This window comes from Pseudomonas weihenstephanensis (genome assembly GCF_001043055.1).
GTDB lineage: Bacteria > Pseudomonadota > Gammaproteobacteria > Pseudomonadales > Pseudomonadaceae > Aquipseudomonas > Aquipseudomonas weihenstephanensis.
The window spans coordinates 74,249-99,146 of record NZ_JYLF01000012.1 but is presented as its reverse complement, the minus strand read 5'-3'; the positions used below and the strand labels follow the sequence as shown (position 1 = coordinate 99,146).

Below are 24,898 nucleotides of genomic sequence, written 5' to 3'. Positions count from 1 at the left end.
GAATGAGCCGTGAAAAAACTTTTTAGCGCTTCTGTCCTGGCCGCAAGCCTGACCTTTATCGGTGTTGCCCACGCCGCGCCCAAGCCGCTGCTGAACGTTTCGTACGACGTCATGCGCGACTTCTACAAGGAATACAACCCGGCTTTCCAGAAACACTGGGAAGCCGAGCACACAGAAAAACAGAACATTCAAATGTCGTTTGGCGGCTCCAGCAAGCAAGCGCGCTCGGTCATCGACGGTCTGCCCGCTGACGTCATCACCATGAACATGGCCACCGACATCAACGCCCTGGCAGACAACGGCAAGCTGGTGCCTGAAAACTGGGTCACGCTGCTGCCCGACAACAGCGCGCCGTTCACCTCCGCCACGGTTTTCATCGTGCGCAAAGGCAATCCAAAAGCGCTGAAAGACTGGTCAGACCTGGTCAAAGATGGCGTTGAAGTCATCGTGCCCAACCCCAAAACGTCCGGTAATGGTCGTTACACCTTCCTCTCGGCATGGGGCTACGTGCTGAAAAACGGCGGGGACGAAACCAAGGCCCGGGACTTCGTTGGCAAGCTGTTCGCCCACGTACCGGTTCTGGACACCGGCGGCCGTGCGGCCACCACCACGTTCATGACCAACCAGATCGGCGACGTATTGGTGACCTTCGAAAACGAAGCCGAAATGATTGCCCGCGAATTTGGTCGTGACCAGTTCGAAGTGATCTACCCAAGCGTGTCGGCCGAAGCTGAGCCGCCGGTGGCCGTGGTCGATAAAGTGGTCGACAAAAAAGGCACGCGTGCGGTGGCCGAGGCTTATCTCAAATACCTGTGGTCGCCTGAAGGTCAGCAAATCGCCGCCAACAACTACTTGCGCCCACGTGACCCGGCCGTGCTGGCTAAATACCAGGACCGCTTCCCGAAAGTTGACTTCCTGTCGGTGGAAAAAACCTTCGGCAACTGGCGTGACGTGCAAAAAACCTACTTCAACGACGGCGGGGTCTTTGATCAGATCTACCCGGCCAAGTAACCCGACCCAGCCTGGGTCGCAAATCCGCACCCGCGTCGCCGCTGCCGAAAGCTGCGTGCGGCGGCGAAGCCGTCGTAAAGTCCCTCGACAGCGGCGACGTGACTTAACGCACACCGCAACAAGCTGTACATAAACACAGTAAAAACAGTTGCTCTCGTTTTAATCTCTGCCATGCTGTGCACCTTCTGCGCAGCATGAACGAGTGAAGCGATGCGGCTGTTTTTGTGTGAAAAACCTTCCCAGGCCAAGGATATTGCGGCCGTGCTCGGCGCCAGCCGACGCGGCGATGGCTGCTGGACGGGGCCTAACGCCACCGTTACCTGGTGCATTGGCCACTTGCTCGAAACCGCCCCGCCAGACGCCTACGACGAGCGCTACAAGCGCTGGGTGCTGGCCGACCTGCCGATCATTCCGGATAAATGGAAGATGCGGGTCAAACCCAAAACCGCCAGCCAGTTCAAAGCCGTCAAGCGTCTGCTGGGTGAAGCCAGCGAACTGGTGATCGCGACCGACGCCGACCGCGAAGGCGAAATGATCGCCCGCGAACTGGTCGATCACTGCCGGTATCGCGGCCCGATTCAACGCTTGTGGCTGTCTGCGCTGGACGACGCTTCCATTCGTAAAGCGCTGGCCGCACTCAAACCCGGTGCAGAGACCTTCAACCTGTACCACAGCGCACTGGGACGCTCGCGCGCCGACTGGCTGATCGGCATGAACATGAGCCGTCTGTTTACCCTGCTGGGGCGTCAATCCGGTTATCAGGGCGTGCTGCCGGTGGGTCGCGTACAAACCCCGACCTTGCGCCTGGTGGTCGACCGCGACCGCAGCATCAGCGACTTCGTGCCCGTGGCGTACTGGGCCATTGAGGTACACCTCAAGCACGACAGCCAAGTGTTCACCGCGCAATGGCGCGCCGACCCGCACACCTGTGACGAACAGGACCGCTGCCTGAATCAGGCTCACGCCCGGCAGGCCGCCACGGCGATGCAAAACGCCAGCCAGGCACGCGTGGTCAACCTGCGCACAGAGCGCATGCGCGAAGTCGCGCCGCTGCCCTTCGACCTCGGGACGTTGCAAGAAGTGTGTTCAAAAAAGCTGGGGCTGGGCGCCCAAGAAACCCTCGACATCGCCCAGTCGCTGTACGAAACCTACAAAGTCATCACCTACCCGCGCAGCGATTGTGGCTACTTGCCACAAAGCCAGCACGCTGAGGCCGCGTCCATCCTCCACGCGTTGCAGCAGGCCGACCCCAGCCTTGGCGCATTAGCCACTCATCTGGACCCTCAACGCCGCTCACGGGCCTGGAACGACGCCAAAGTCAGCGCTCACCACGGCATCATCCCCACGGCGGCAGCCAAAAACCTTGAACGTCTGACGGGCAAACCGAGGGCTGTCTATACGTTGATACGCGCACGTTATCTGGCGCAATTCTTGCCCAATCATGAGTACGACCGCACCCAGGCCGATTTCGATTGCGCGGGCCAGGCCTTGCGCGCAGTGGGCAAACAAATCGTTGAACCCGGCTGGAAACGCGCACTGCCCCACGCCCTGGCCCCCGCCAAAGGCCAAGCCCCGGCGCCGCAGCCGCTGCCCCTGCTGCGCGAAGGTCTGGATTGTGCGATTACCGACGTGCTGCTCAAAGACCTGTGGACCCAACCGCCCAAACCCTTCACCGAGGGCGATTTGATCAAGGCCATGAAAAACGTCGCCAAGCTGGTGCAAGACCCGCTGCTCAAGCAAAAACTCAAGGACACCACCGGGATCGGCACCGAAGCCACCCGCGCCGGCATCATTCAAGGCTTGCTGGACCGCGGCTACCTGAGCAAAAACGGCAAAGCGCTGGCCGCCACTGCGCCCGCCTTCAGCCTGATCGACGCGGTGCCGCGCGCCATCGCCGATCCGGGCACCACCGCCATCTGGGAGCAAGCACTGGACATGGTGCAAAGCGGTGAAATGAGCCTTGAGACCTTTGTCTCCAAGCAGGCGGCGTGGATGAGCAAGCACATCGAGCGGTGCAGCGGCCTGCAAATGACCATCAGCGGGCCTGCCAGCCCGGCAGGCGGCGCACCGGCCTGGAAGAAAAAACGCAAAAGCTCCACGGCCAAAACCAAGCCTAAACGCGCAGTGCGAAGTTCGAGTAAAGAGGCGTGATTGCCTAAAGCACAGTGCGGGCGCACCGCGTCAACGTGTATCAATCACGCGCTCATGGCGTGGTTCACCCCACCTCTAACATCCAACCCCACAAGGCACTTATTTCCCGACGCTAAGTTCACCCTTGATATTTTCAAGTTTTGGCACATCGGAAGGTTCATAGTAGCCAGAAGTGGGGTTAGAGTATTTGCCGACATGAAGCGTACATCTAGCGTTGACATAGCACTGTTCTTTTCCTGTTTTTTCGTTTTTCGTAATCTCCGCATTCACGATCCTACAACTTTCCTCAGCGCTGCTTATATACCAAGCATCCATGCACTCATCAGCAACCGCCATCTGCTGTACGCCCAGCATCAAGATCGGGAATACCATTACGCACATTAAACGATTCATATTGATTGCCTCTTTGAGGGGAAAGTCATTTAAATCTAGAGGGCAATGAGAGGGGCGTACACTGTTAGAGCTGACAGCTTTTAATACGTTTTTAATCTAATAACACTCGCGGTTAATCCAAACTACAACCGTCCCTCCAGCCCCTTCAGATGACGGTATTCAATGATCAATTTAAGTACGCCCCAACCACCCATCTAAGGGCCATATTTGATAGCGGGCAACAGGGTGGATGGACAAACAGCGCCAAGCGCTGGCACTGAAGGTATTTACCTTCAGTGCCAGTGACCGGTTTTTACTTGAACTGCCGGCTCAAGCCCGGCGGTACACCACTGATATCAGTCTCTTCCCACGGCCCGTTCGGGCTGACGGAGCGGCTCCAGCCGTTGCTCCAGCGGTAATAGGTGCGCTGGCGGTAGAACGTGTCGGGTTGCTCTTCAAGCACATAAACGCCCAAGCGCGCATCCCAATGACTCGGCCCGCCGGGTGGCGGTGCAAAGGTCGCCGAGGTGCGTGGCAATGGCTTTGGCGGCTTGGGAATCGGCATGTCCGGCAACGGCTTGCCAGCCGGCTGCGACGACGGTTGCGGCACCGGGGCTGGCGTGGTCGGGGCGGTTTGATCCGAAGGCTGATGAACCGCACAGGCGCTCAGGCCTAACGCGAAACTGAGCAGGGTGATGCGAGCAAGCGGATGCATGAGGGTTCTCTTGTCGTTAATCGCGTACAGGCGCACGTTTGCTCGCGCCTGTACGCGACAGTATTGACCGGTTATTTATCCGGGCTGTCGATGGTCAGCTGTTGCAGCGCTGTGGTGCTGCTGGACAGCGGTTTGCTGCGCCCTGCCCATTCGCCAGCAGTCGGCTGGCCAGCACGGGAGATGCGTGCAACCAGTTGGACTTCAGGAAAGTTCGACAGTTTCAATTGCGGCATCATCGCATCGCTGTCCGCCAGTTCAACCGTAATGGGCAAGTCGGCCACGGTTACGCGCTTAACCGCCAACGGCGCCGGTGGCCCGGTCACGGCACGGGCGAAAATGAACACGCTGTCGGTCGGCAATACACTGGCTTTCACCGCGTCCGCCAGATCGACACTGACCTTGATCGATGCCTGAGCCTTGGCCACAGGCGCAGCCTCAACCTGGACCCCATTGGCCTGCAATTGCTCACGGGCTTTTTCGATACCGCCTTCGAGCGCTGCGCGGGACGCGTCGCCTTCAGGCAGTTCGTTCATCAGCCGCTGCCAGTAGCCGATAGCTTGCTGATAACGCTTGGCCTCGAACGCTGCGATGCCCAGCAACCCCAGGCTGGTGACTTCTTTAGGGTCGGCCTTGAGGGCCTCATCGGTCAGCGCTTGCGTGGTGGCGCTCCACTGTTTGTTGTCCGCAAAATACTGCGCCTGCGCCCATTGGCCCAGCAACTCGGGTTGACGACCGGCCAGCGCAACGGTTTTTTCGAACACCTTGGCCGCGTCTGCCGGACGGTTTTGCGCCATGTAAGCGCGACCCAGGAAGTACAAACCTTCAGCCGAGTCAGGCTGTGCGGCGGCCGCACGCTCCAGCCGCGCGACCATTTCTTCAAGCGATTGCGGCGGCTGAGAGAATTCGCGGGTCAGCTCAACCTTGTCGCTCGCACCGTAGTGCAAGTAAAGCCCCAGGCCCAACACCGGCACCATGACGGCAGCCAGCAACGGCACGGCTTTACCCAGGCTGGACACCCGCGCCGGGGCGGCGCCTTCGGTGTCGGCCAACAGTTCGCGCGCGGCTTCCGCACGCCCGGTTTCAAGTTGGGCGTCGGTCAATACCCCGTCTTCACGCTGAGCCAACAGCTCAGCCACGCGCTCCTGATACAGGGCCACGTTCAGTGCGGTGCGGTCTTCCTCACGCTGGGCGCGACGGGCGCGCAACACCGGGATCAAGATAAAGCTGAGGGCGATCAGTAGCAGCAAACCGGCTGCAAGCCAGAAATCAATCATCTTTGGTTTTATCCAGCAAAGTGTCGAGGCGCTGACGCTCCTCGGCAGAAAGGGTGTCTACCTGTGTGGCGCGTTGGCTGCGACGACGGCCCACGATCACGCCAATCACTACCAGACCACCAACGAGCAAGCCCAGCGGGCCGAACCACAAAATCGCGGTTTTGCCGGTCAGCGCCGGTTTGTAACGCACGAAGTCACCGTAACGGTCGACCATAAAGTCGATGATCTGCTGGTTGTCCTTGCCCTCACCCAGCATGCGAAAGATCTCGCGGCGCAGGTCAGTGGCAATCGGCGCGTTGGAGTCGGCAATGTCCTGGTTCTGACATTTTGGACACCGCAGCTCTTTGGTCAGATCACGAAAACGGTCACGCTCGGCGTCATTTTTAAACTCGTACGTGTCGATGGCAGCATGGGCCACGCCCGTGAGGGTCAGGCCAAAGGCGATCGCGGTTAACCAGCGCCTCATGGTTTGGCCTCGTCAACCAGCGCCTGATACTTGCCCGCCAGTTGCTCACGCCACACGGTTTCATCGATCACGCCCACGAACTTGTGACGAATCACGCCCTGGCTGTCGATGATGAACGTTTCAGGGGCACCGTATACGCCCAGGTTCAAGCCCAGCGAGCCGTCCGCATCGTCGATGTCCAACTGATACGGGTTGTGAAAATCCTTGAGCCATTTTTTCGCGTCGCCGTTGTCGTCTTTGTAATTGACGCCGTAGATCACCACGCCCTGCTCGGCCAGTTTGGTCAGCACCGGGTGCTCGACCCGGCACGAAATGCACCAGGTCGCCCACACGTTGACCAAAGCTGGCTTGCCCTTGAGGTCGGCCTCGGTCAGGGTCTTGTCACCCTCCACCGACGGCAGGCTAAAGGCCGGGAATGGTTTGTCGATCATGGCCGACGGCAATTCGGTCGGGTCCAGGTACAAGCCCTTGTAAAGAAACCACGCCATGCCCAAGAACACCGCAAGTGGAATCAGCATCAACCAACGTCTCATGCCGCAGCTCCTGTCATGCCCAGCGCGTCACGCACACGGGTTTTTACTTTGACCCGGTAACGACGGTCCATCGCGGCCATTAACCCGCCAAAGCCCGTCAGCAACCCACCAAACCAGATCCAGCGCACAAACGGCTTAACGTGCACACGAACCGCCCAGGCACCCTCGCCCAACGGTTCGCCGAGCGCCACATACAGGTCGCGGGTGAAACCGGCATCGATGCCCGCTTCCGTCATCATCGAACTCTGCACCGTGTACAGGCGTTTTTCAGGGTGCAGCACGCTGACTTCCTTGCCATTGCGCACCACGCGCACGGTGCCTTTGTCTGACGTAAAGTTCGGGCCCTGGTAGTGCTTGGCCCCCTCAAAGATGAAGTGATAACCGCCCAGCTCCATCGACTCGCCCGGTGCCAGGCGCAGGTCGCGCTCGGCACTGTTCTGACTCGACAACACCACCCCTACCGCGCACACCGCTATGCCCAGGTGGGCAATTTGCATGCCCCAGTAGCTGCGGGTCAGGCTGCGCAGGCCTTTGACCAGACCTTTGTGACGGGTTTTGTCGCCGATATCGCGCACCCCGGCCAGCAGCACCCAGGCGGCCAGCATAAAGGTGGTCAAGACCGCCCAGTTAAAGTCGCCGTAAGCCACGCCAGCAATCGCCGACAATGCGGCACTGCCCAGCAGCACCGGGGTCAGCATGCCCAACAGCCATTTAACCGGGGTGTCTTTCCAGCGCACCAGCACACCCACCGCCATCACCACCATCAGCAACGCCATCAGCGGGATAAACAGCGCGTTGAAGTACGGCGGGCCCACCGACATTTTGGCGCCACTGATGGCGTCCAGAATCAGCGGGTACAACGTGCCCAGCAGAATCATCGAAGCGGCGACCACCAGAATCAGGTTGTTGCCCAGCAGCAAGGTTTCACGCGACCACAGGTTGAATCCGACGTGGCTTTTCACCACCGGGGCGCGCAGTGCAAACAGCGTCAGCGAACCGCCCACCACAAACAGCAGGAAAATCAGGATGAACACGCCGCGCTCAGGGTCAGAGGCAAACGCGTGCACTGAGGTCAATACGCCCGAACGCACCAGGAAGGTGCCCAGCAGGCTCAACGAAAACGCAGCAATGGCCAGCAATACGGTCCAGCTTTTGAATACACCGCGCTTTTCTGTCACCGCCAATGAGTGAATCAGCGCCGTGCCCACCAGCCAAGGCATGAAGGACGCGTTTTCAACCGGGTCCCAGAACCACCAGCCGCCCCAGCCAAGCTCGTAATAGGCCCACCACGAGCCCAGCGTGATGCCGATACCGAGGAAGGCCCAGGCCACGATGGTCCACGGACGCGACCAGCGCGCCCACGCGGCATCAAGACGCCCGCCGAGCAAGGCGGCAATGGCAAACGCAAACGCCACCGAGAAACCCACATAACCCATGTACAGCATCGGCGGGTGAACGATCAGGCCGATGTCTTGCAACAGCGGATTAAGGTCGTTGCCATTGGCCGGAATCTGCGGCAATAGCCGCGCAAAGGGGTTGGACGTCAAAATCAGGAACAGCAGGAAGCCGACGCTGATCATGCCCATGATCGACAGCACCCGCGCCAGCATCACCTGCGGTAATTGGCGCGAGAAGATCGACACGGCGAAGGTCCAACCGCCCAGAATCATGGCCCACAACAGCAGCGAGCCTTCGTGGGCACCCCACACCGCGCTGAATTTGTAGTACCACGGCAGCGCACTGTTGGAGTTACTGGCCACATAGGCCACCGAGAAGTCATCGGCCATGAACGACCAGGTCAGGCAACCGAACGCAAACAGCAGAAAGGCGAACTGGCCCCAGGCGGCCGGTTGCGCCAGGCTCATCCATAATTTGTCCCCACGCCAGGCCCCGAGCAACGGCACGATGGCCTGCACAATGGCAATGCACAGCGCCAGAATCATGGCCAATTGGCCCAACTCCGGGATAAACAATCCAAACGTCATCACTTAACCTCTTTGGCCGGTGCAGGATTACCCGGTGCAGGCGCGGATTGGCCGCTCTCTTTCAACGCCTTGGTGACTTCAGGCGGCATGTATTTTTCGTCGTGCTTGGCCAGCACTTCGTCCGCCACTACCACGCCCTGGGCGTTGAGCTTGCCCAGCGCAACGATCCCCTGCCCTTCGCGGAACAGGTCCGGCAGAATGCCGCGGTATTGAATGGTGACGGCTTTATTGAAATCGGTGACCACAAACTCAACGTCCAGCGAGTCGCCGCTGCGCTTGAGCGAGCCGTCTTGCACCATGCCACCGGCACGAATGCGCGTGTCGACCGGCGCTTCGCCGTTGGCGATCTGGGTCGGGGTGTAAAACAGGTTGATGTTCTGCTGCAAGGCGCTCAAGGCCAATGCCACGGCAGCCCCGGCACCGACCAGAATCGCCAGGATGATGATCAAACGTTTTTTACGCAGCGGATTCACTTCGTGTTCTCCCGGCGCAAACGACGCGCCTCTTGTTGCAGATAACGCCGACGCGCCAGGACCGGCAGCGCCACGTTCAACGCCAGGACCGCCAGGCAAATGCCATAAGAGGTCCAGACATACACCGCGTGATGGCCCATGGCGATAAAGTCGCCAAAAGAAGCAAAACTCATCGCGCACCCTCCAGTGCTTTGAGCACTTCAGCTTTGACCCAACTGCTGCGGGCCTCGCGTTTTAGCACCTCAAGCCGCATGCGCAGCAGCAGCACGGCGCCAAAAAAGCAATAAAACCCCGCCACCGTGAGCAGCAGCGGCAGCCACATTTCCATTGGCATGGCCGGTTTTTCAGTCAGGGTGAACGTTGCCCCTTGGTGCAGGGTGTTCCACCACTGCACCGAGTATTTGATGATCGGGATATTGATCACACCGACAATCGCCAGCACGGCGCAAGCCTTGGCCGCGCTGTCACGGTTGGTAATGGCATTGCCCAACGCGATCAGGCCGAAATACAGAAACAGCAGAATCAGCATCGAGGTCAGGCGCGCATCCCACACCCACCACGACCCCCAGGTCGGTTTGCCCCAGACGGCGCCAGTGACCAGCGCCACGGCGGTCATCCACGCGCCAATCGGTGCGGCGGCTTGCAGTGCCACGTCGGCGATTTTCATCTTCCACACCAGCCCTACGACGCCGCAGACCGCCAGCATCACGTAGCAGGACTGCGCCAGCATCGCGGCAGGCACATGGATATAAATGATCCGAAAACTGTTGCCCTGCTGGTAGTCCGGTGGCGCAAACGCCAGGCCCCAGACCACCCCGCTGACAATCAGCAAGACGGCGGCAATGCTCAACCACGGCAGCAGGCGGCCACTGATGGCATAGAACCATTTGGGCGAGCCGAGTTTGTGAAACCAAGTCCAGTTCATCACGCTGTTTCCATCACGGTGCCGGTCACGACAGGGTGAGTGTCATGCCAGCCAGGGTCTTTACTGGCCAATAAATGGCCAGACCTCATTATTCGCCGACGCTGATTTTCAGGCCGGCGGCTATAGCAAACGGTGTAAGGGTTACTGCAAGGGCGGTCAGGCTACCCAGCCACAGCAAATAACCCGTCGCGGGCATCCCCATAAGCGCCGCCTGCAAGGCACCACTGCCCAGGATCAGCACCGGGATGTAGAGGGGCAGAATCAACAAGGCGAGCAACAGGCCGCCGCGCTTGAGACCCACCGTCAAGGCAGCCCCCACGGCACCGAGCAAGCTCAGTACCGGCGTGCCAAGCAGCAACGACATCAGCAACACTGGCAGACACGCCACCGGTAGCCCCAGCATTAATGCCAGCAACGGTGACAGAATCACCAGCGCCAGCCCGGAAAACGCCCAGTGTGCCAGCACTTTGGCCAACACCAGTAGAGCAAGGGGGTGCGACGAAAGGACCCACTGCTCCAGCGATCCGTCCTCGAAATCACTGCGGAAAAGCCCGTCCAGCGAGAGCAAAACCGATAAAAGGGCGGCCACCCACAGCAGCCCCGGAGACAAGGTTTGCAACAATTGAGTTTCAGGACCGACCGCCAGCGGGAACATTGCAATCACGATCGCGAAGAACACCAGCGGGTTGGCCAACTCGGCCGGACGACGAAACAATAAACGCGCCTCACGCGCCAGCAACACGGCAAACACACTCATACAGCCCAACGCCCCAAATCAATATCGCGATAACCGCCAGGCAAGCGGGTCAAGGTGTGATGCGTGGTGAGCACCACCATGCCGCCCTGTTCGCAATGACGGGCCAGGTGCTCTTCCAGTTGCGCAACCCCTTGTTTATCGAGCGCGGTAAAGGGCTCGTCAAGAATCCACAGCGCCGGGCTGTCCAGATACAGGCGAGCCAGGGCCACACGTCGCTGCTGCCCCGCCGACAAGGTGTGACACGGCACGTCTTCAAAACCTTTGAGACCCACGGCTGCCAGCGCGGCCCAAATGGCCTCGCGCGACGCCGCACGATGCAGCGCACACAGCCAACTGAGGTTTTCTTCGGCGCTGAGCAGGTCTTTGATGCCCGCCGCATGCCCGATCCACAACAGCGTGTTGGCCAGCTCAGTGCGCTGTTGGCTTAAAGGCTCGCCATTTAGGCGTATTTCACCCGCCGTCGGCTGCATCAGGCCCGCCAACAAACGCAGCAGGCTGGTTTTGCCGCTGCCGTTGGGGCCGCTGATTTGCAGCATGTCACCGCTGGTCAGGCGCAATTCGAGGTTTTCGAACAACATCCGCCAGTCACGCTCACAGGCGAGCGCTACGGCTTCTAGAAGAGGGCTGGTCACGTAATTGAGGCCTTCACGGTTCAAGTCGGCGCGGGCGTGGCCGTTAAAGTGATGCAGGATAAATGCATTTGCGGCCTGATTCAGCGAGCTGGATCAAACATTCGTAATGTTTTGCTGCCCTCTGAACGACGGGGCGGCATTATACATGCCATGTCCTACTCTAAAGAGGGCAATTTCGACAGGTTGTAACGATGAAAGGCGACATGAATATTCCCCCGCTCCTGCCAACGGCACCAAACGGTGCACGCTCCGGCGTGGTCGGGGGTGAGCTGCTCAAGTTATTACAACCCCTCGACGGCTTGATCAGCCCCGGCCAAAGTGCCAAGGCTGAAGTGCTGTCGCTCAAGCAAGACGACCAGGCGTTTCAATTGCTGCTCAAGCTGACCCTGGCGGGCGGGCGCCAAACCAACGTGCAAGCCAACAGCAATTTCCCGCTGCCGCTGGGTACGCAACTGGCCGTGACCCAGCCCAGCGCCGGCAACCTGGCCATCAGCGTGCAGCAGGCGTTGAGCAGCAGTGTCGCCACGCTCACCCGCCTCGACACCCAGCAGTTGCCCTTGGGCACCCTGTTGCAAGGCAAGGTGCTAACGACCCAGGTATTGCCACAACCTGCGGGGCAACCGGCGGTGTATCGCTCGCTGGTCACCCTGCTCAATACCGCTCTGAGTGGCAGCACCCTGGCGCTCGACAGCCCACAACCCTTGCGTCTGGGCAGCCTGCTGACGGCACAAGTGCAAGGTGCGCAAAGCCTCAACTTCGTGCCCCTGAGCGGGCGGCAGGATCAACTGGCTATCGCGCAACAATTGGTCACACAACAAAGCCGCCAAGGCTCGCTGGAAGGGCTGTTAAACGCCCTGCAAAACCTGCCGTCTAGCACCCGCATGCCTGCCGAGTTGCGCGCATCAATCGATTCGCTATTGGCAGGTTTGCCTACCCCCGCCCAACTGGGCACCCCAAAAGGGTTGAGCGACGCCCTGCTCAATAGCGGCGCGTTTCTGGAGGCCAAACTGCTGGGCGGTCAACCGCAAGCGTTGGCGCCAGACATGAAGGCCACTTTATTGCGATTGATTGCGCACATTTTGCCCGGCGTACCCGCCAATACCAGCCTCAACCCTGGCGCTGCCGCCAGTGCTCAGGCGCAAGCCATGCCCACGTTCGTGCGCAACGCGCTGGGCATGCTGGGGCAAGTCAGCGCCAAACCGCAGCCGACGGGCTTCCCGTTGCCCACGCGGACCCCGCACAACGACGAAGGTGAAGACAGCCTGCAAAGCCTGCTCAAGCTCGCCGCCGCCGCTATCTCGCGCTTACAGAGCCATCAATTGTCCAGCCTTGAGCAAAGCGGGCGCACCCCCGACGGCGGGCTGTTGACCACCTGGCAGCTGGAAATCCCGATGCGTAACGCCCACGACATCGTCCCGCTGCAAGTGAAGTTCCAACGCGAAGACCCGCCCGAAAAAGACCCTGAAGACAAGCGCGAAACCCGCGAAGTCAAAGACCCACTCTGGCGTGTGGAACTGGCCTTCGACCTCTCGCCTCTGGGGCCGCTGCACGTGCAGGCGCAATTGCTGCGCGGCAACCTGTCGGGCCAGCTCTGGGCCCGACACGCCTTCACCGCCGAACTGATCGCAAGCCAACTGGTTCACCTGCGCCAGCGTCTGAAAGACGCCGGGCTGAGTGTGACCGATCTCGACTGCCACCAGGGCACACCGCCGCAGGGTGGCCATAGCCCACTGGAACAACGCTGGGTCGACGAAACCGCATGAAAACGCCCACTCCCCCGCCGCGCCAGGCGATTGCCCTCAAATATGACGGCCAACAGGCTCCCACCCTCACGGCCAAAGGCGACGATGAATTGGCCGAAGCCATTCTCAAACTCGCCCGCGAGTACGACGTGCCGATCTATGAAAACGCCGAGTTGGTGAAACTGTTAGCGCGCATGGAACTGGGTGACAGCATCCCCCAGGAGCTTTACCGAACGCTGGCCGAGATCATTGCTTTTGCCTGGCAGTTGAAGGGCAAGTTCCCGGCGGGATTTGATCCGGATGCGCAGCCGGTAGAGCGGGATGTAACGCCGCGATAATTAACGTCACAGGGTCAGAACGAGCCTTCGGCATTCGGATCAATCGTGTGCGTCAGGTTAATGCCTTCAGACCATAGAGACTGTTCAGCCTCCAGCGTCAGTAGATAACTGAGTTCGAAGGTGGGCGTGTATTGAAACCAGCGGGGCAAGAATGACAAATGGATCACACTGCCTGGCGCCTCATCTGTAATCGTTATTGCCAAGCCTGGCTCGCCCACCATCAGTCTACGGTCCCAACACAACCGGTAGCTGTAGCCGGGGCTTACATCCACCCCGAGCACAATCTCAACGTCAATGGCTTGCGTCACCGGGCGCATAGGTATGACACCTTGAGCATCGGCATCGGGAACTATCGGTGCAAGGGGAACCGCCGTTGGCCCAACCATCATTGAACTCCCGTCATGAGTGATGCGCGCGGTTCTAATAAACCGGCGCATTCAACATTCAAAAGAACACGCTATAAAGCGCCCTCTTTTCAGAGCATCGACTCAAATGACGCGTCATGCCGAACTCTGACTATCAATCATTCACTGGCCCCTGAACGACCCTGTTAAAAGCCGCCTCGCGCTGATTATTATCCCGCCCCACACTTTGCACTACTGTCACTTCTGACAGTGGCGTGCCTGGGTGGCGCCCGTTACAGTCGGGCCATTATTTGCACAGGCAGGCTTGAACATGGGGCTCACCTTGCCCCTATTAAGGGAAAAAACCCAGTGAAAAAAGCCGTGGTGATTGGCGGCAGCCTGTCAGGCTGCCTCGTGGCACAAGTGCTGTCAGCACACTTCAGCGAGGTGGTGATCCTGGAAAAGGATCAATTTGACGCCACGACGGCGCCCCGAAAAGGCGTCCCTCAAGAGCACCATCTGCATCTGGTGCTTAAACAGGGCATGGACATCATTGAAAGCATCTTCCCCGGCATTACACATGCGCTGAATGCTGAGGGCGGCGTGCCGCTCAATCTGGGCCGCGATCTACGCTGGTTTCAGGGCGGCGAATGGAAAGTCCCTTACCTCAGCGGGCTTTCATCGATGGTGTTCAGTCGCTCACTGCTGGACAAAACCTTGCGCCAACGCATCCTCAGTAACCCGCGCGTCACCGTCAGCCGCCATACCAGGGTTAGCGGCTTGATCTGCAATGGCACCCGGGTTGAAGGGGTCACGCTCAGTCGAGACGGGGTTGATGGAACACTGCGCTGCGAATTAGTGGTGGATTGCAGCGGCTTTGGCACTAAAACACCGCAGTGGCTAAAGGCCAATGGCTTGGGTGACGTGCAAATCAGCACCCTTAAAAAACACACCCACTATTCATCGCAGCTGTACCGCAGCACAGGCGCCGTGGACAGAAAAGCGGTCATGATCTGGGACCAGGGCAGTAACAAATATGATGTGGGGCTGATGTTTCCGATTGAAAAGAACACATGGCTCATTTCAGCCGCTGGCTGCTTTGAGTCCAATCCCACACATGATGTGACCGCCTACAAGGCCTTTATCAGCGCACTCACGCAGCCCGATATCAGTGACTTCATCGCGCAAGCCGTTCCGGTGTCTGAACTCTCAAGTTTTAAATTTGGGGGCAGCACCTGGCGCCACTATGAAAAAATGAGCCACTTCCCGGACGGGTTGTTGGTGGTGGGGGCCGCCTTTTGCAACCTCAATCCATTCTTCGCCCAAGGCCTGACGATGTGCGCCAGCCACGTCAAGGTTTTACGTGAACACCTCACTCAAGGGCTGCCCGCACGGACGCTGCAAAAAAAACTGGCGCGTGTCTCGCGCATGCCTTGGGACATGGCTGAAATTGAAGACCTTCGTCACTCACGCGTCGAAGGCAAGCGCACTCTTTTCAAGCGATTCATGATGGCCTATGTCGGCATGTTCTACACACTCTCTAACCACAACACGTTCGCCAGGGAACTTCAGCTCAAGGTCATGCATCAAGTCGCATCGCCCTATGCACTCTTTCACCCGTCTATAGTCATGCGCATAGCGGGCATGGCCTGCTCGTCTGCCTGGCGGGCCAAATCATCCGTGCGAAGGGCGTCCTCCCATGACACTCCCCCCTATTGACCTATCACGCACGCGTGTCCAACGAGTTGATCGAGCATGAGTTCGATTACGTCTATGTGGGGCGATATGAGGGTGAGCCGCGACCTGACCCCAACGAGGCGTGCGCCTGGAAATGGATAGACCTAGAAACCCTGAACGCTCAACTGGCCAATCAACCCGAGCTATTTACGGCCTGGTTTAAACAGATCATTCAACAACCGGGCGCGCAACTGCACGCCTTGAAAGAGCGTGCAGCCAGCGCACCAACCGCTGCCGGCTAAAACCGCACCCAACAAAAAGGGCCGCTGCAACACAGGTTGCAGTGGCCCTTTTCACGTGATCCGTTTACGCAATTACCGACTAAAAACTCAGCCTTTGTGCATCTTGCTCATCAACTCGGCCTCAGCCTGGGTCAGGCCACAGGACTCGGTCAATTCGTCGATGCTGGCCCCCATGCCAACCAGGCGCGCAGCCTGGGAGAATGACAGGCTGGTCGGGTCGCGCTGTTCCAATTGCGTGAGTTTTTCAGGCAGCGGCGCCACCACCGCGCGCAACTCGTGCAGGTCTTCACCCATTTGCACGCTGCCGTTCTGGTAGGTGTCCAACCGTCGACCCAGCTCTTTGATGCGCTGATCGCGCAGGGCATCGCCCGCTGCTTGCTGCGCCGCAATCAAGCGCTGGCTGCGTACGTAGGACACGAACATCCACACCGTCAGCACCCAGAGCAGGCCCAGGACTATTACCGCCACCTCAAGCATCAATCAGATGTTCTCCAGATCCGACCATTCTTCTTCGCTCATCATTTTGTCCAGCTCAACCAGAATCAGCAGCTCGCCGTTCTTGTTGCACACGCCCTGGATAAACTTGGCGGATTCTTCGTTGCCCACATTCGGCGCGGTTTCGATCTCGGACTGACGCAGATAAACCACTTCCGCCACGCTGTCGACCAAAATGCCAACCACCTGTTTGTCGGCTTCGATAATCACGATGCGACTGTTGTCTGTGATTTCAGCGTTCATCAAGCCAAAGCGCTGACGGGTATCGATCACCGTTACCACGTTGCCACGCAGGTTGATGATGCCCAGCACGTAGGAAGGCGCACCCGGAACCGGGGCGATTTCGGTGTAGCGCAGCACTTCCTGTACCTGCATCACGTTGATGCCGTAAGACTCGTTGTCCAGCTTGAAGGTGACCCATTGCAGGATCGGATCTTCGGAACCCTTTGCACTTGACTGATTCATACCCCAAACCCCTGGCTAAATACCGCTAAAACGGTGTGTGTGCTGTCTGACCGCGCCATTGGCCCGGCCGTTTGTTTTGTCTGTTTACGCCTGCGGCGCGGGTACGGCTTTGGCCATATGCTTGACCGCGCCGCTGGCGATCAATTCGGCCAGCTCCGCCACGTCCAGCAGCGCGCACATGTGTTCAATCACCGTGCCCGCCAACCAGGGACGCTGCCCACGCTGGGTGCGCCATTTGATTTCGTTGGGGTCCAGGCGCAGCGAACGGCTGACTTGATGCACTGCCAGGCCCCATTCATAGCCCTGAACCGAAATAACGTATTGCAGCCCTTCGCGAAAGTCATCGCGGTAACGGTCGGGCATGACCCAGCGTGCGGTGTCGAGCACCTTGAGGTTGCCACTCTGGCTCGGCAAGATCCCCAGGAACCATTCCGGTTGACCGAACAGCGGCGTCAGCTCACGCCCGGCCAGCGAATAAATCGACCCCAAACACACCAGCGGCACGGCCAGCGTCAGGCCCGCCACGTCGAACAACAAGCATTCGAACGGTTCGGCTGCCCACGCCGGGCGACCATCACTGAGGGCAGGCAAACGCCCACCGGGCGCCGTCGGCAAATGCACATCGACCAGTGGCCGAGCCAATGCTTGCTCCACCTGCCCCCCCTCAGGCCACTCAACCGCCAGCGCTGCCGGGGCACGGATGGGCACCACCACTGCGGGTGCAGGTGCAGGTGCAGGCACCACCGCGTCACGCACCTGCTCTTCCAGCACCGCCGCCGCAAAATCGTCCAGCCCGACGGTTTCAACCTCTGGCATGACCAACGGCATGACCGGTTCAGGCTCAGCCGCCAATAGCTCCTCAGTGGCCTCTTGCAACAGGCCGTCGAGGTAGGACTGCAACGCCAATTGCGGGCGCGTCGGTATCAATACAGGTTGCTTCATAGAGTGGCCCACGCCCAGCCTTCACACCCGAGACCTGTAGAGGTTATCGGCCGCACAACTTTGATACTTGAATGCACACCCACTTCACGCCACCTGCGGTGCAAGTTGGCGGCTCAGCAAATGCTTGAGCAAGGCGCGATACGCCACCACACCACGGCTTTTAGGGTCGAACTGCGACGGCGCAAGACCGGCGCGGCTGGCGTCACGCAAACGTGTATCGACCGGAATATAACCCTGCCAAATCGTTTCGGGATACAGGTCACGCAACACCCGCAAGGTGCTCATGGACGCTTGGGTACGCCGGTCAAACAAGGTCGGCACGATGCTGTACGGCAACTCTTGTTTGCGCGAGCGGTTGATCATCGCCAGGGTGTTGACCATGCGCTCCAGCCCCTTGACCGCCAAGTGCTCGGTTTGCACCGGGATCACCAACTGCTGGCTCGCCGCCAAGGCATTGACCATCAACACGCCCAGCAACGGCGGGCTGTCGATGATCGCGTAATCGTAGTCTTGCCACAGTTGCGCCAGCGCACGGGCAATCACCAGCCCCAGGCCACTCTGCCCCGGCGACTGGCGCTCAAGGGTGGCCAACGCCGTGCTCGAAGGCAGCAACGAGATGCGCTCGTTACTGGTGGCCAGCAACAATTGGGCGGGCATGCCTTCTGGCACCTGGCCCTTGTGCAAGAACAAGTCGTAGTTGCTGTGCTCAAGCGTATCGGGGTCGTAACCAAAGTAACTGGTCATGGAGCCGTGGGGGTCCAGATCGACCACAACCACGCGCTTGCCCGCCTCGGCCAGCAAACCGGCCAGAGCGATGGAGGTGGTGGTCTTACCGACACCACCTTTTTGATTGGCTACTGCCCAGACTCTCATTAGCGTGTTCCTCCCGGCGGCATGACCGCTTGGCCGAGAATTGACATTCAGTTATAGGGCCGGCGACGGAGAATTGACGGCATTCGCCCGAACCGGCGGCTTTGTCACCGGCGGTGCAGTTTGTGTGCCAGCTCGCTTCAACGCCGCATCCGGGGTGGCATGCGCAGAGCCGGTGCCGGTCAGACTGCGGCGCACATCGAGGTTGCGCGACACCACCAACACCACACGCCGGTTCAGCGCCCGGCCTTCTGGCGTGGTGTTATTGGCCACCGGCTGAAACTCGCCGTAACCGACCGACGCCATGCGCGCCGGGTTGACCCCTTGCATGGCCAGCATGCGCACGATGCTCGACGAGCGCGCCGAGGACAGCTCCCAGTTAGTGGGGTACTGCGCCGTGCGAATCGGCAAATCATCGGTGAAACCTTCAACGTGAATCGGGTTGTCGAACGGCTTAAGGATCGTCGCCACTTTGTCGATGATGTTGAAGGCCACGTCACTGGGCATCGCGTCACCACTGCCAAACAACAAGCTGGAATTGAGTTCGATCTCAACCCACAACTCGTTGCCACGCACCGTCAACTGATTGGACGCAATCAAATCGCCAAACGCGTGGGTGATGTCATCGGCGATGGTTTTCAGCGGGTCGCGGGTGATTTGACCAATGCCTGCGTCGGTCTGGTCGCTGTCTTTGACCAGCGGCTCGGCAGGCTTGGTGGTCAACGGCCGCTCATCACCGACCGGAATCGGCTTCATGGTGCGTTCAGCGTCGTTGAACACCCCCACCAGCGCCTGGGAGATGACCTTGTATTTGCCTTCGTTGATCGAAGAGATCGAGTACATGACCACGAAAAACGCAAACAGCAAGGTGATGAAGTCCGCGTAGGACACCAGCCAGCGTTCGTGATTGACGTGTTCTTCAGGCTGCCGACGGCGACGGGACATAGCGCAAACTCTCCATTAATCCATGAAGCCCTGAAGCTTCAACTCAATGGAGCGCGGGTTCTCGCCCTCGGCAATCGACAATATGCCTTCGAGCAACATTTCGCGGTAACGCGACTGGCGCATGGCAATCGACTTCAGCTTGCTGGCGATCGGCAACAGAATCAGGTTGGCACTGGCCACGCCATAAATGGTGGCGACGAACGCCACGGCAATGCCGCTGCCCAACTGGCTGGGGTCGGCCAGGTTACCCATCACGTGGATCAAGCCCATCACCGCGCCGATGATGCCAATGGTCGGCGCGTAGCCACCCATGCTTTCAAACACCTTGGCGGCTTCGATGTCGCGGCTTTCCTGAGTCATGAAATCGACTTCAAGAATGCTGCGGATCGCCTCCGGTTCCGCGCCGTCGACCAGCAATTGCAAGCCTTTGCGCGAGTAGTCGTCAGGTTCGGCGTCGGCGACGCCTTCCAGGCCGAGCAAGCCTTCCTTGCGCGCCGTCAGACTCCAGTTGACTACGCGGTCAACGCCGCCAGCCAGGTCGATATGGGGCGGAAAGAAAATCCAGATCACGGTTTGCATGGCGCGTTTGAAGGCGCTCATGGGCGACTGCAACAACGCGGCACCCACGGTGCCGCCGATCACGATCAACGCGGCCGGACCATTGGCCAACGCGCCCAGGTGGCCACCTTCGAGGTAGTTACCGCCGATGATGGCCACAAAGGCCATGATGATGCCGATCAGGCTCAGTACATCCATCAGTGACACGCCTCGACCAAGTGCTTGCCGATGTCATCCAGGCTGTACACCGCGTCCGCCAGGTTGGCTTTGACGATGGCCATTGGCATGCCGTAAATCACACAACTGGCTTCGTCTTGCGCCCAGACACTGCTGCCACCCTGCTTGAGCAGACGCGCGCCTTCGCGGCCGTCTGCGCCCATGCCGGTCAACACCACTGCCAACACTTTGTCGCCGTAAGACTTGGCCGCAGAACCGAAGGTGATATCCACACACGGCTTGTAGTTCAAACGCTCGTCGCCCGGCAGAATTCTCACCGTGCCACGGCCGTCGATCATCATTTGCTTGCCACCCGGCGCCAGCAGGGCCAGGCCCGGACGCAGAATGTCGCCGTCTTCAGCTTCTTTGACGCTGATGCGGCACAGCTTGTCCAACCGCTCGGCAAACGCCTTGGTAAAGGCCGCTGGCATGTGCTGAACCAGCACGATAGGCGCCGGGAAGTTGCCCGGCAGTTGCGTCAACACGCGCTGCAAGGCTACCGGGCCACCGGTTGATGTCCCAATCGCCACCAGCTTGTAGGCCTTACGTTTTGGCGCCGGTGAAGACGGCGCGGCCGCAGGCGCACTGCGACTGGCAATCGGCGTGGTGCGTGCCGGGGTTGGCGCAGGCGCCGTGGCGACAGGTGCAAAACCGCTGACCGCGGGCCGCGAGGGCGCCACTGAAGGTTGCGCCGAGGGCTGCGGTGCGCTGGAAAAACGGCGGTTGCTGCGCGAAATGGTGTGCACCTTCTCGCACAGCAACTGTTTGACCTTATCGGGGTTGCGCGAAATGTCTTCGAAGTTTTTCGGCAAGAAGTCCACGGCCCCTGCGTCCAGTGCATCCAGCGTGACGCGGGCACCTTCGTGGGTCAGTGAAGAAAACATCAACACCGGGGTCGGACACTTCTGCATGATGTGACGCACGGCAGTGATGCCGTCCATCATCGGCATTTCGTAGTCCATGGTGATCACATCGGGCTTGAGCGCCAGCGCCTGATCAATCGCCTCTTTGCCATTGGTGGCAGTGCCGATCACCTGGATCGTCGGATCAGCCGACAGAATTTCCGAGACGCGGCGGCGGAAAAAACCCGAATCATCCACCACCAGGACCTTGACTACCATAAACACTCCGTTAGGCGGCGCGAGACGCTAGCGCCCCGCTCCACCAGATTCAAATACGCCGTGCGGCGTAGCGTTTGAGCATGCTCGGCACATCCAGAATCAAGGCAATACGGCCATCACCGGTAATGGTGGCACCCGACATGCCAGGCGTGCCCTGGAGCATTTTGCCCAACGGTTTGATGACCACTTCTTCCTGACCGACCAACTGATCGACCACAAAGCCGATGCGCTGGGTGCCCACCGAAAGAATCACCACATGCCCTTCGCGCTGCTCTTCATGGGCGGCCGAGGCCACCAACCAGCGCTTGAGGTAGAACAACGGCAGCGCTTTATCGCGCACGATCACCACTTCCTGGCCGTCAACCACATTGGTGCGTGACAGGTCGAGGTGGAAAATCTCGTTGACGTTGACCAACGGGAACGCGAAGGCTTGATTGCCCAGCATCACCATCAGGGTCGGCATGATTGCCAGCGTCAGCGGTACTTTGATCACGATCTTCGAGCCTTGGCCCAAGGTCGAGTAAATGTTCAGCGAGCCATTGAGCTGGGCGATTTTGGTTTTCACCACGTCCATGCCCACGCCTCGGCCCGACACATCGGAAATCTCGGTTTTGGTCGAGAACCCCGGCGCGAAAATCAGGTTGTAGCAGTCGGACTCGCTCAAACGGTCAGCGGCGTCCTTGTCCATCAAGCCTTTTTTCACGGCGATGGCGCGCAACACGTTCGCGTCCATGCCTTTGCCGTCATCGGAGATGGACAGCAAAATGTGGTCGCCTTCCTGCTCGGCAGACAGGATCACCTTGCCGCAACGGGCCTTGCCAGCCGCTTCGCGTTCTTCCGGGGTTTCGCAGCCATGATCGACCGCGTTACGCACCAAGTGGACCAGCGGATCGGCCAGGGCCTCGACCAGGTTTTTGTCCAGGTCGGTTTCTTCGCCCACCAGCTCCAGGTTGATTTCTTTTTTCAGCTGACGCGCCAAGTCACGTACCAGTCGCGGGAAGCGACCGAAGACTTTTTTGATCGGCTGCATCCGGGTCTTCATCACCGCGGTTTGCAGGTCAGCGGTCACCACATCAAGGTTGGACACAGCCTTGGACATGGCTTCGTCATTGCTGTTGAGGCCCAGGCGCACCAAACGGTTACGCACCAGCACCAACTCGCCGACCATGTTCATGATGTCGTCCAGGCGCGCGGTATCGACCCGCACCGTGGTTTCAGCTTCAGAGGCCGCCGGTTTGTCCGGGTGCGCAGCCTGGGCACGCACAGGTGCCACAGGGCGTGCGGGTTCAGGCTTTTTGGCTACCGCAGCTGCCGGGGCCGGGGCCGGTTTAGCCGCAACGGCTGGCGTCGCCACTTCAGAGAACTGGCCCTTGCCGTGCAACTCGTCGAGCAGTGATTCAAACTCGTGATCGGTGATGTGATCCGGGCTGGCGGGTTTGGCCGCAGCGTCAGGCTCGGCGGCAGGCGCCTCTAGTGCTTGGGCACTGAACGATCCCTTGCCGTGCAACTGATCGAGCAACGCTTCAAATTCGTCATCAGTGATTTCATTGCTGGCCGGCGCCGCAGCAGCAGGCTCTGCGGCGGGCGCAGACGCAACGGCGTCGGGCGCAAAGCTGCCTTTGCCATGCAACTGATCGAGCAACGATTCGAACTCGGCATCGCTGATGTCTTCGCTGGCGGCGGGTGCATCGGCCGCGGCCTTGCCCGCATTGAGCGAGTCCAGCAACAGCTCGAATTCGTTATCCGTGATATCACCGCCGTCGGCGGTCACAGCGGCTTGCACCACCGGCTCAGGTTCAGGCGCGGCGACCACGGCAGCGGCAGGTTCAGCCAGACGGGCCAATGCCGCCAGCAACTCAGGCGTGGCGGCGGTGACCGGTGCACGTTCACGCACTTCGCTGAACATGCCGTTGACCGCGTCGAGCGCTTCCAGGATCACGTCCATCAGCTCCGAGTCGACGTGACGTTCACCCTTACGCAGGATGTCGAACACGTTCTCGGCGATGTGACAGCACTCCACCAGCTCGTTGAGCTGGAGGAAGCCGGCGCCCCCTTTTACAGTGTGAAAACCGCGAAAAATTGCATTGAGCAGGTCCGCATCATCCGGTCGGCTTTCCAGCTCAACCAATTGTTCGGATAACTGCTCTAGAATTTCGCCGGCTTCAACCAGGAAATCCTGAAGGATTTCTTCATCGGCGCCGAAGCTCATGTACGTGCTCCTTAAAATCCAAGACTTGAAAGCAAATCGTCTACATCGTCCTGACCGGACACGACGTCATCACGCTTATCGGCATGAATCTGCGGACCTTCACCCTGCGCCAGGTTTTTTTGCGGATTATTTTCTGCCCGCAGTGCTTCGCGGTCATGTTCGATCCCCGCAAAACGGTCAACCTGACTGGCCATCAGCACCAGTTTGAGCAGATTGCTTTCAACTTCTGTCACCAGCTGCGTGACCCGCTTGATCACCTGGCCGGTGAGGTCCTGGTAATCCTGGGCCAGCAAAATGTCATTGAGGTTGGCGGCGACCCTATGGCTTTCTTCTTCGCTGCGCGTCAGAAAACCGTCAACCCGACGGGCCAGCTCACGAAACTCCTCAGCACCGATTTCGCGACGCATAAAGCGCCCCCAATCTGCGCTCAGGGCTTTGGCTTCTGCCCCCAGGCCATTGACCAGTGGCGTACTGTTTTCCACCAGGTCCATGGTGCGGTTGGCCGCAGCTTCCGTTAAGCGCACAACATACGACAAACGTTCGGTCGCATCCGTGATCTGCGACACTTCTTCGGCTTGTGGCATGTGCGGGTCGATATGGAAATTGACAATCGCACTGTGCAACTCACGCGTCAGCTTACCGACTTCTCGATACAAGCCACGATCGCGGGTCTGGTTCAATTCGTGAATCAGTTGCACCGCATCGCCAAACTGACCTTTTTCAAGGCTGTCGACCAACTCGCGGGCATGTTTTTTCAGGGTCAATTCAAAATCGCCCTGTGTAGATTCTTTATGCTCCATAGCGCCCCCGTGACGACCCCATTAGTGGCCGATACGCTCAAAGATCTTTTCGATCTTCTCTTTGAGAGCCAACGCCGTGAACGGCTTAACGACGTAGCCGTTAACCCCCGCCTGGGCGGCTTCGATGATTTGCTCGCGCTTGGCTTCTGCGGTCACCATCAACACAGGCAGGCTTCTAAGCTTTTCGTCCGCGCGCACGTGGCGCAACAGGTCGATGCCCGTCATGCCCGGCATGTTCCAGTCAGTGACCAGAAAGTCGATGCTGCCGGTGTTCAGGATCGGAATCGCCGTGATGCCGTCATCGGCTTCCACGGTGTTAGTGAACCCTAAGTCACGCAGCAGGTTTTTAATGATCCGCCGCATCGTTGAAAAATCATCAACGATGAGGATTTTCATATTCTTGTCCAATTCGACCTCCAAGCAGTCTTAAAACGCGCTCAGCACCTGAACGCGCCATTCAATCAATTCGGTTTGTGTTACACGCCATGAACCTGTAGGAGCGAGCGTGCGCGCGATAAAAACGATGCGGTGTATCCCTCAACACCCATCGCCCGCATCACGCGCACGCTCGCTCCTACAG

The 24,898-nt window shown here is 59.3% G+C and carries 28 protein-coding genes; 6 read left to right on the top strand and 22 right to left on the bottom strand.

What is annotated here, in order from left to right:
- Positions 1–9: 9 nt before the first annotated feature.
- Together TU86_RS21195 and TU86_RS21185 are read left to right on the top strand one after the other, a co-directional pair.
- Positions 10–1,011 (top strand): sulfate ABC transporter substrate-binding protein, encoded by a 1,002-nt coding sequence (locus TU86_RS21195; protein ID WP_048366284.1) that lies wholly within the window; start codon positions 10–12, stop codon positions 1,009–1,011.
- 210 nt (positions 1,012–1,221) lie between these two features.
- Positions 1,222–3,162: a DNA topoisomerase III gene (locus TU86_RS21185; protein ID WP_048366282.1), complete on the top strand. Its 1,941-nt coding sequence runs from the start codon at positions 1,222–1,224 to the stop codon at positions 3,160–3,162.
- Positions 3,163–3,261: 99 nt separating this feature from the next.
- Here TU86_RS21185 and TU86_RS21180 read toward each other — a convergent pair whose 3' ends face one another.
- From TU86_RS21180 to ccmA, 11 genes are all read right to left on the bottom strand, one after another.
- On the bottom strand, positions 3,262–3,555 hold the full coding sequence (locus TU86_RS21180) for a hypothetical protein (RefSeq protein WP_048366281.1): 294 nt from the start codon (positions 3,553–3,555) through the stop codon (positions 3,262–3,264).
- Positions 3,556–3,847: 292 nt separating this feature from the next.
- On the bottom strand, positions 3,848–4,249 hold the full coding sequence (locus TU86_RS21175; RefSeq protein ID WP_048366280.1) for a hypothetical protein: 402 nt from the start codon (positions 4,247–4,249) through the stop codon (positions 3,848–3,850).
- Positions 4,250–4,320: 71 nt separating this feature from the next.
- Complete coding sequence (ccmI, locus tag TU86_RS21170) at positions 4,321–5,523, bottom strand: c-type cytochrome biogenesis protein CcmI (RefSeq protein ID WP_048366279.1); 1,203 nt, start codon at positions 5,521–5,523, stop codon at positions 4,321–4,323.
- A complete protein-coding gene (locus TU86_RS21165; protein WP_048366278.1) occupies positions 5,516–5,989 on the bottom strand; it encodes a cytochrome c-type biogenesis protein in 474 nt (157 codons plus the stop codon). Before TU86_RS21165 ends, ccmI begins: the two co-directional genes overlap by 8 nt.
- A complete protein-coding gene (locus tag TU86_RS21160; protein WP_048366277.1) occupies positions 5,986–6,522 on the bottom strand; it encodes a DsbE family thiol:disulfide interchange protein in 537 nt (178 codons plus the stop codon). Before TU86_RS21160 ends, TU86_RS21165 begins: the two co-directional genes overlap by 4 nt.
- Positions 6,519–8,507, bottom strand: a complete 1,989-nt coding sequence (locus tag TU86_RS21155) for a heme lyase CcmF/NrfE family subunit (RefSeq protein ID WP_048366276.1) — start codon at positions 8,505–8,507, stop codon at positions 6,519–6,521. Before TU86_RS21155 ends, TU86_RS21160 begins: the two co-directional genes overlap by 4 nt.
- Entirely contained in the window at positions 8,507–8,980 is a 474-nt protein-coding gene (gene ccmE / locus TU86_RS21150) for a cytochrome c maturation protein CcmE (protein ID WP_048366275.1), read from the bottom strand. The genes TU86_RS21155 and ccmE overlap by 1 nt, the downstream gene beginning before the upstream one ends.
- On the bottom strand, positions 8,977–9,153 hold the full coding sequence (gene ccmD, locus TU86_RS21145; RefSeq protein ID WP_048366274.1) for a heme exporter protein CcmD: 177 nt from the start codon (positions 9,151–9,153) through the stop codon (positions 8,977–8,979). The genes ccmE and ccmD overlap by 4 nt, the downstream gene beginning before the upstream one ends.
- The gene (locus TU86_RS21140; protein WP_193387795.1) at positions 9,150–9,908 is read right to left on the bottom strand and encodes a heme ABC transporter permease; all 759 of its coding nucleotides are present in this window, start codon (positions 9,906–9,908) and stop codon (positions 9,150–9,152) included. The genes ccmD and TU86_RS21140 overlap by 4 nt, the downstream gene beginning before the upstream one ends.
- A gap of 85 nt (positions 9,909–9,993) precedes the next feature.
- On the bottom strand, positions 9,994–10,662 hold the full coding sequence (gene ccmB / locus TU86_RS21135; protein ID WP_048366272.1) for a heme exporter protein CcmB: 669 nt from the start codon (positions 10,660–10,662) through the stop codon (positions 9,994–9,996).
- On the bottom strand, positions 10,659–11,294 hold the full coding sequence (gene ccmA / locus TU86_RS21130) for a cytochrome c biogenesis heme-transporting ATPase CcmA (RefSeq protein ID WP_048366320.1): 636 nt from the start codon (positions 11,292–11,294) through the stop codon (positions 10,659–10,661). Before ccmA ends, ccmB begins: the two co-directional genes overlap by 4 nt.
- A 191-nt stretch (positions 11,295–11,485) precedes the next feature.
- Here ccmA and fliK point away from each other — a divergent pair, with 191 nt between their 5' ends.
- Both fliK and TU86_RS21120 read left to right on the top strand, forming a co-directional pair.
- Complete coding sequence (gene fliK, locus TU86_RS21125) at positions 11,486–13,057, top strand: flagellar hook-length control protein FliK (RefSeq protein WP_048366271.1); 1,572 nt, start codon at positions 11,486–11,488, stop codon at positions 13,055–13,057.
- Positions 13,054–13,374 carry an EscU/YscU/HrcU family type III secretion system export apparatus switch protein gene (locus tag TU86_RS21120; RefSeq protein WP_048366270.1) on the top strand — a complete coding sequence of 107 codons (321 nt, stop codon included), beginning with the start codon at positions 13,054–13,056 and terminating at the stop codon, positions 13,372–13,374. The genes fliK and TU86_RS21120 overlap by 4 nt, the downstream gene beginning before the upstream one ends.
- A gap of 14 nt (positions 13,375–13,388) precedes the next feature.
- Here TU86_RS21120 and TU86_RS21115 read toward each other — a convergent pair whose 3' ends face one another.
- Positions 13,389–13,691 (bottom strand): hypothetical protein, encoded by a 303-nt coding sequence (locus TU86_RS21115; RefSeq protein WP_048366269.1) that lies wholly within the window; start codon positions 13,689–13,691, stop codon positions 13,389–13,391.
- A gap of 396 nt (positions 13,692–14,087) precedes the next feature.
- Here TU86_RS21115 and TU86_RS21110 point away from each other — a divergent pair, with 396 nt between their 5' ends.
- Positions 14,088–15,437, top strand: coding sequence for an FAD-dependent oxidoreductase (locus TU86_RS21110; protein WP_053076079.1), 1,350 nt, complete (start codon positions 14,088–14,090; stop codon positions 15,435–15,437).
- Positions 15,434–15,697 (top strand): NUDIX domain-containing protein, encoded by a 264-nt coding sequence (locus TU86_RS21105; protein ID WP_053076078.1) that lies wholly within the window; start codon positions 15,434–15,436, stop codon positions 15,695–15,697. The genes TU86_RS21110 and TU86_RS21105 overlap by 4 nt, the downstream gene beginning before the upstream one ends.
- A gap of 87 nt (positions 15,698–15,784) precedes the next feature.
- Here the strand turns inward: TU86_RS21105 and TU86_RS21100 are convergent, their stop codons facing one another.
- The 10 genes from TU86_RS21100 to TU86_RS21055 all read right to left on the bottom strand — a co-directional run bounded on the left by TU86_RS21100 (position 15,785) and on the right by TU86_RS21055 (position 24,714).
- Entirely contained in the window at positions 15,785–16,177 is a 393-nt protein-coding gene (locus TU86_RS21100) for a DUF2802 domain-containing protein (protein ID WP_048366268.1), read from the bottom strand.
- Entirely contained in the window at positions 16,178–16,657 is a 480-nt protein-coding gene (locus TU86_RS21095; RefSeq protein WP_048366267.1) for a chemotaxis protein CheW, read from the bottom strand.
- Between the two features lie 84 nt (positions 16,658–16,741).
- On the bottom strand, positions 16,742–17,599 hold the full coding sequence (locus tag TU86_RS21090; RefSeq protein ID WP_048366266.1) for a CheW domain-containing protein: 858 nt from the start codon (positions 17,597–17,599) through the stop codon (positions 16,742–16,744).
- Between the two features lie 84 nt (positions 17,600–17,683).
- The gene (locus TU86_RS21085) at positions 17,684–18,472 is read right to left on the bottom strand and encodes a ParA family protein (protein WP_048366265.1); all 789 of its coding nucleotides are present in this window, start codon (positions 18,470–18,472) and stop codon (positions 17,684–17,686) included.
- A gap of 51 nt (positions 18,473–18,523) precedes the next feature.
- The gene (motD, locus tag TU86_RS21080; RefSeq protein WP_048366264.1) at positions 18,524–19,414 is read right to left on the bottom strand and encodes a flagellar motor protein MotD; all 891 of its coding nucleotides are present in this window, start codon (positions 19,412–19,414) and stop codon (positions 18,524–18,526) included.
- A 15-nt stretch (positions 19,415–19,429) separates the two neighbouring features.
- Positions 19,430–20,170: a flagellar motor protein gene (locus TU86_RS21075; protein WP_048366263.1), complete on the bottom strand. Its 741-nt coding sequence runs from the start codon at positions 20,168–20,170 to the stop codon at positions 19,430–19,432.
- Positions 20,170–21,309 (bottom strand): protein-glutamate methylesterase/protein-glutamine glutaminase, encoded by a 1,140-nt coding sequence (locus TU86_RS21070; RefSeq protein ID WP_048366262.1) that lies wholly within the window; start codon positions 21,307–21,309, stop codon positions 20,170–20,172. Before TU86_RS21070 ends, TU86_RS21075 begins: the two co-directional genes overlap by 1 nt.
- 49 nt (positions 21,310–21,358) lie before the next feature.
- The gene (locus TU86_RS21065; RefSeq protein ID WP_048366261.1) at positions 21,359–23,518 is read right to left on the bottom strand and encodes a chemotaxis protein CheA; all 2,160 of its coding nucleotides are present in this window, start codon (positions 23,516–23,518) and stop codon (positions 21,359–21,361) included.
- Positions 23,519–23,529: 11 nt separating this feature from the next.
- Positions 23,530–24,318 (bottom strand): protein phosphatase CheZ, encoded by a 789-nt coding sequence (locus tag TU86_RS21060; protein WP_048366260.1) that lies wholly within the window; start codon positions 24,316–24,318, stop codon positions 23,530–23,532.
- A 21-nt stretch (positions 24,319–24,339) separates the two neighbouring features.
- Positions 24,340–24,714, bottom strand: a complete 375-nt coding sequence (locus TU86_RS21055; RefSeq protein ID WP_162207815.1) for a chemotaxis response regulator CheY — start codon at positions 24,712–24,714, stop codon at positions 24,340–24,342.
- Between the last annotated feature and the right edge of the window lie 184 nt (positions 24,715–24,898).

What these genes read in the sequence shown, in the direction of transcription:
- TU86_RS21185 (WP_048366282.1), top strand. Translation starts at nt 1,222, where the DNA reads ATGCGGCTGTTTTTGTGTGAAAAACCTTCCCAGGCCAAGGATATTGCG.
- TU86_RS21180 (WP_048366281.1), bottom strand. Translation starts at nt 3,555, where the DNA reads ATGAATCGTTTAATGTGCGTAATGGTATTCCCGATCTTGATGCTGGGC.
- TU86_RS21175 (WP_048366280.1), bottom strand. Translation starts at nt 4,249, where the DNA reads ATGCATCCGCTTGCTCGCATCACCCTGCTCAGTTTCGCGTTAGGCCTG.
- ccmI (WP_048366279.1), bottom strand. Translation starts at nt 5,523, where the DNA reads ATGATTGATTTCTGGCTTGCAGCCGGTTTGCTGCTACTGATCGCCCTC.
- TU86_RS21165 (WP_048366278.1), bottom strand. Translation starts at nt 5,989, where the DNA reads ATGAGGCGCTGGTTAACCGCGATCGCCTTTGGCCTGACCCTCACGGGC.
- TU86_RS21160 (WP_048366277.1), bottom strand. Translation starts at nt 6,522, where the DNA reads ATGAGACGTTGGTTGATGCTGATTCCACTTGCGGTGTTCTTGGGCATG.
- TU86_RS21155 (WP_048366276.1), bottom strand. Translation starts at nt 8,507, where the DNA reads ATGACGTTTGGATTGTTTATCCCGGAGTTGGGCCAATTGGCCATGATT.
- ccmD (WP_048366274.1), bottom strand. Translation starts at nt 9,153, where the DNA reads ATGAGTTTTGCTTCTTTTGGCGACTTTATCGCCATGGGCCATCACGCG.
- ccmB (WP_048366272.1), bottom strand. Translation starts at nt 10,662, where the DNA reads ATGAGTGTGTTTGCCGTGTTGCTGGCGCGTGAGGCGCGTTTATTGTTT.
- fliK (WP_048366271.1), top strand. Translation starts at nt 11,486, where the DNA reads ATGAAAGGCGACATGAATATTCCCCCGCTCCTGCCAACGGCACCAAAC.
- TU86_RS21120 (WP_048366270.1), top strand. Translation starts at nt 13,054, where the DNA reads ATGAAAACGCCCACTCCCCCGCCGCGCCAGGCGATTGCCCTCAAATAT.
- TU86_RS21115 (WP_048366269.1), bottom strand. Translation starts at nt 13,691, where the DNA reads ATGCGCCCGGTGACGCAAGCCATTGACGTTGAGATTGTGCTCGGGGTG.
- TU86_RS21095 (WP_048366267.1), bottom strand. Translation starts at nt 16,657, where the DNA reads ATGAATCAGTCAAGTGCAAAGGGTTCCGAAGATCCGATCCTGCAATGG.
- TU86_RS21090 (WP_048366266.1), bottom strand. Translation starts at nt 17,599, where the DNA reads ATGAAGCAACCTGTATTGATACCGACGCGCCCGCAATTGGCGTTGCAG.
- TU86_RS21085 (WP_048366265.1), bottom strand. Translation starts at nt 18,472, where the DNA reads ATGAGAGTCTGGGCAGTAGCCAATCAAAAAGGTGGTGTCGGTAAGACC.
- motD (WP_048366264.1), bottom strand. Translation starts at nt 19,414, where the DNA reads ATGTCCCGTCGCCGTCGGCAGCCTGAAGAACACGTCAATCACGAACGC.
- TU86_RS21075 (WP_048366263.1), bottom strand. Translation starts at nt 20,170, where the DNA reads ATGGATGTACTGAGCCTGATCGGCATCATCATGGCCTTTGTGGCCATC.
- TU86_RS21070 (WP_048366262.1), bottom strand. Translation starts at nt 21,309, where the DNA reads ATGGTAGTCAAGGTCCTGGTGGTGGATGATTCGGGTTTTTTCCGCCGC.
- TU86_RS21065 (WP_048366261.1), bottom strand. Translation starts at nt 23,518, where the DNA reads ATGAGCTTCGGCGCCGATGAAGAAATCCTTCAGGATTTCCTGGTTGAA.
- TU86_RS21060 (WP_048366260.1), bottom strand. Translation starts at nt 24,318, where the DNA reads ATGGAGCATAAAGAATCTACACAGGGCGATTTTGAATTGACCCTGAAA.
- TU86_RS21055 (WP_162207815.1), bottom strand. Translation starts at nt 24,714, where the DNA reads ATGAAAATCCTCATCGTTGATGATTTTTCAACGATGCGGCGGATCATT.